At 62.5% G+C, this 3,775-nt stretch carries 4 protein-coding genes and 1 pseudogene; 3 read left to right on the top strand and 2 right to left on the bottom strand.

Translation table 11 applies throughout. The features are described from left to right. Together Q0L57_RS07885 and Q0L57_RS07890 are read right to left on the bottom strand one after the other, a co-directional pair. On the bottom strand, nt 1-420 hold a 420-nt coding region (locus Q0L57_RS07885), incomplete at its 3' end, for a PotD/PotF family extracellular solute-binding protein (protein WP_296740661.1). After that, nucleotides 401-1,537, bottom strand: coding sequence for an ABC transporter ATP-binding protein (locus Q0L57_RS07890; protein ID WP_296740664.1), 1,137 nt, complete (start codon nt 1,535-1,537; stop codon nt 401-403). The genes Q0L57_RS07890 and Q0L57_RS07885, both read right to left, overlap by 20 nt. A gap of 118 nt (nt 1,538-1,655) precedes the next feature. Here Q0L57_RS07890 and Q0L57_RS07895 point away from each other — a divergent pair, with 118 nt between their 5' ends. From Q0L57_RS07895 to Q0L57_RS34230, 3 genes and pseudogenes are all read left to right on the top strand, one after another. Beyond that, nucleotides 1,656-2,468: a helix-turn-helix transcriptional regulator gene (locus Q0L57_RS07895; protein ID WP_296740667.1), complete on the top strand. Its 813-nt coding sequence runs from the start codon at nt 1,656-1,658 to the stop codon at nt 2,466-2,468. Nucleotides 2,469-2,612: 144 nt separating this feature from the next. Further along, entirely contained in the window at nt 2,613-3,311 is a 699-nt protein-coding gene (locus Q0L57_RS07900) for a GntR family transcriptional regulator (RefSeq protein WP_296740670.1), read from the top strand. A gap of 306 nt (nt 3,312-3,617) precedes the next feature. Continuing rightward, nucleotides 3,618-3,775: pseudogene (locus Q0L57_RS34230) on the top strand (glutamine synthetase); the annotation flags it as partial.

Consider the following 3,775-nt stretch of genomic DNA (forward strand, 5'->3'; position numbering starts at 1 on the left):
CTTGGCCATGTCCAGCGGCTCGATGATGCCGAGCTTCTTGTAGGTCGAGATGGTGTAGTTGGTCGGCACGAACAGGCTCCAGCCCGAGCCACCGGCCTGCAGCTTGGCCAGCATCTCCTCGTTCGACCCGAAGACGTTGACCTCGACGGCCACGCCGGTCTCGGCCTTGAAATTCTCGAAGGTCTGCGGGTCGTGGTAGTTCGGCCAGGTGGCGATCGACATGCGGTCGCCGAGGGTCCCAGCAGCGAAGGCCGGCGTCGGCATGATGCCTAGCTCACGCGCCATCACGGCGGTCGCCACGCCAAGGCCGGTGAGGCCGAGGAAGTCGCGCCGGCTGATCGAGCCGCGCTTCAGGCGCATCAACTGGTCGACGAATTTTTCAGGGCTTATCGGCAGTCCGTCACGATAGGATTTCGGCATTTCGGTCTTCCCTCTGGTTGGTCCCGTTGTTCTTGGGGTCTGGAAACGCCAGCGGCGCTCCGGCTGCGAAGCCGATGGCGACGGGTTCGCCCGGCTTGAACAGGTTGCCCTGGCCGATCACATGGTCGGCCTTGGCGAGCAATGATCCGATACCCTGCACCTCGATCGCGTATTCGGCGGTCGAGCCCAGGAATATCCGGTTGCGGACGATGCCCTTCAGGCTGCCGCCATCAGCTGTGGAGAGGCTGAGCGATTCAGGCCGCAGGCTGACTGATACCGCCTCGCCCCGGCTGAGCGACACACGCTTGCGCGCCTGAATGATCGTGCCGTCGGCGAGAGCCACGTCGACGAGGTCGCCGGAAAGGCCCGCCACCTTGCCGCTCAAGAGATTGGTCTTGCCTACGAAATCGGCCACGAACAGGTCCGCCGGCTCGTCATAGATCTCGCTCGGCTGCCCGAGCTGGACGACACGGCCGCCATTCATGACGCAGACGAAATCGCTCATCGAGAGCGCTTCTTCCTGGTCGTGTGTCACCAGCACGAAGGTGATGCCGATCTCGCGCTGCAGGTTCTGCAATTCGATCTGCATGTCGGTGCGCAGCTTCTTGTCGAGCGCGGCGAGCGGCTCGTCGAGCAGAAGCACCGATGGCTTGTTGACCAGGGCGCGCGCCAGCGCGACGCGCTGCTGTTGCCCGCCGGAAAGCTCGTGGATCTTGCGACGCCCGTAGCCGGCGAGCCGCACCATCGCCAGCGCCTCGCCCGCCCTCTGGCTGATCTCGCGCGATGACAGCCGCGGCCTCGCCTGGCGCAGCCCGTAGGAGATGTTGTCCTCGACATCGAGATGCGGAAACAGCGCGTATTGCTGGAACACCATGTTGACCGGTCGCCGGTAAGGCGGCGTGCCGGCCATGTCGCGGCCGCGGATCAGCACCTGGCCTTCGCTCGGCTGTTCGAAGCCGCCGATCATCCGCAGGCATGTCGTCTTCCCGCAGCCGGATGGTCCAAGCAACGCGACGAAGGCGGATGGCGGGATGGACAGGTCGATGCCACTGACCGCAGTGACCGCGCCATAGCGCTTGGTGACGGCGCGAAACTCGATATCGGGCACTGCAGTCAAACCACGGGCTCCAGCGACAGCGTGAGGCAATTTCGCGACGCTAGCAGAGCCATTAGTAGCTAGTATATACCTCGCAGGTGGTATATTCAGCCTATTTAGTGATTTTAAGGGGTATGGCTTGGCTACCTCCCGCAGCGACGACTACAATGCGCTTGCCGCTGTGATTGCCGCGACGAGGGAGAGCAGCGGCGATCATTTCGGCAAGGCCATCATCGGCTGGCTGCGCGGACATGTCCGTTTCGACCATTGCGTGATCTTCGGCTATCGCGGCGCCATGCGGCCGCCGATGCTGTTCGAAACCTTTTCACCGGCCGAAAGCCACGTCTTCGTCGCGCTTTATCAGGAGGGGCCCTATCTGCTCGACCCCTTCCACCACGCCGCGGTTGAGCGCAAAGAGGGGTTCTGGCGCATGCGCGAACTCGCGCCGGATCGCTTCTATGCCAGCGAGTATTTCCGCTCCTACTACAGCCAGACCAAGCTCGCCGAGGAAGTCGGCTTCTTCGTTCCGCTTGCCGGCAACGACGCGCTCGTGCTGTCGCTGATGCGGCTTCGCGCCTCCGGCCCCTTCGGAACGGCCGATGCCAGGTTGCTGCGCGACATGGCGCCGGCGGTCGTCGGCCTCTGCAAATTGCGCTGGCCTTCGCTGCCCGCCGATGACGCCCCGGCGACGTCTCCCGGCGAAGCGCTTTCGGTTCCCAATGAACTGGATCGCGCACACATCTGGAAGAGCCTGTCGCTCACCTCGCGCGAGAAACAGGTCGTCGACCTGGTGCTCCAGGGGCATTCGACGGAATCGATCGCCAGGGCGCTTCGGATCGGGCCCGGCACCGTGAAGGTCCATCGCCGCAACATCTACCGCAAGCTCGAGATCAAATCGCAGGCCGGGCTCTTCGCGCGCTTCGTCGAGATCATCGACGGGCGCATCGGATAACCGGCGCTTGTGAAGCTTGCTTCGGCTCACTTGCGGCGGCGCGCGCTAACCGTCTATCGTGCGGCTCGCAAGCCGTCGCGGAAGTATCGCCGCGGAAGATAGAGCGACCAGCCGGATTTCAGGACGATAAGTAACGCAGAGCCAATGGCCGACAAATCGCAATTCGGACTGACCGCTGTCGAGACCGTTCCCCTGCATGAGAAAGTCTACCTGGAACTGGTGCGGGCGCTGATGTCCGGCCAGCTCCAGCCCGGCCAGAAGCTGACCTCGCGCAAGCTCGCCAAGGAACTCGGCACCAGCGACATGCCGGTACGCAGCGCTTTCATGCGGCTGCAGGCATTGCGCGCACTGAGCCCTATGCCGAACGGCAGCGTCGAGGTGCCGATGATTTCGGCCGAGCGCTTCCAGCAACTGACTGCCGTGCGCACAATCCTGGAAGGCACGGCGACAGAGCTCGCCACAAGGCTCATCAACGGCAACAATTTGCGGGCCATTCGCCGCCATTGCACCGAACTTACGCAAGCGGCCCGCACCGGCGACATCGACGACTACCTGCGCAAGAACCACGACTTCAAATTCTCGATCTATCGCCATTGCGGCAACGAGCAGATGATTTTCCTGATCGAGACCGTGTGGATGCAGGTCGGCCCGTTCCTGAGGAACCTGCGCATCGGCTTCGAGGACGACCTCGCCGGCATCCTGGGCATCGACTACCACGAAGAGGTCGTGGCCGCGATCGAGGCCCACGACGGCGAACGGGCGCGAGCGGCCATCGTGCGCGACATCGACCACGGCGCCACCCACATCCTCAAGCAGATCAAATTCCCGGAATTGCGGCACTAGGGCATGAAGCCGAACAGTGTGAAGCGGCTTTCTGCCGACATCATGCTCCATCTCTTTGATCTGGGCGCAGACAGGGCTTCGGGCAAATCTCAAATGCCGGCTTGGCATTCGCCGGAAGTATCGCTATGTTGCGATCGCAGATCGCGGAAAATGGACCTGAAATGCCGCCCGACATCCCAACTAGCAAATTGAAAAAATGAAGAAAAATTGCCTGGCCATAACCAGGGCGATCTTCATGAACTCACAAGCTGACATGGGATATCGTAGCCGACACGGCTACAGCACCTCCAACACAGGGGCTGGAAATTGGGCGATGCAATCACAGACGTTTTGAACTGGCTTGAAAGCAGGAAGGACATCCAGAGCCTGAGGGCCGCGGTGTGCGACCTGAACGGCATCATGCGCGGCAAGCGCATTCCGGTCGAGCAGGCGCGCAAGGCGCTCGAAGGCAAGCTGCGCATGCC

The organism is Mesorhizobium sp., assembly GCF_024509055.1.
In the GTDB taxonomy this organism is placed as follows: domain Bacteria; phylum Pseudomonadota; class Alphaproteobacteria; order Rhizobiales; family Rhizobiaceae; genus Mesorhizobium.

Bases quoted from the DNA above. Each gene is read 5' to 3' on its own strand.
- Q0L57_RS07900 (WP_296740670.1), top strand. From the start codon at position 2,613: ATGGCCGACAAATCGCAATTCGGACTGACCGCTGTCGAGACCGTTCCC.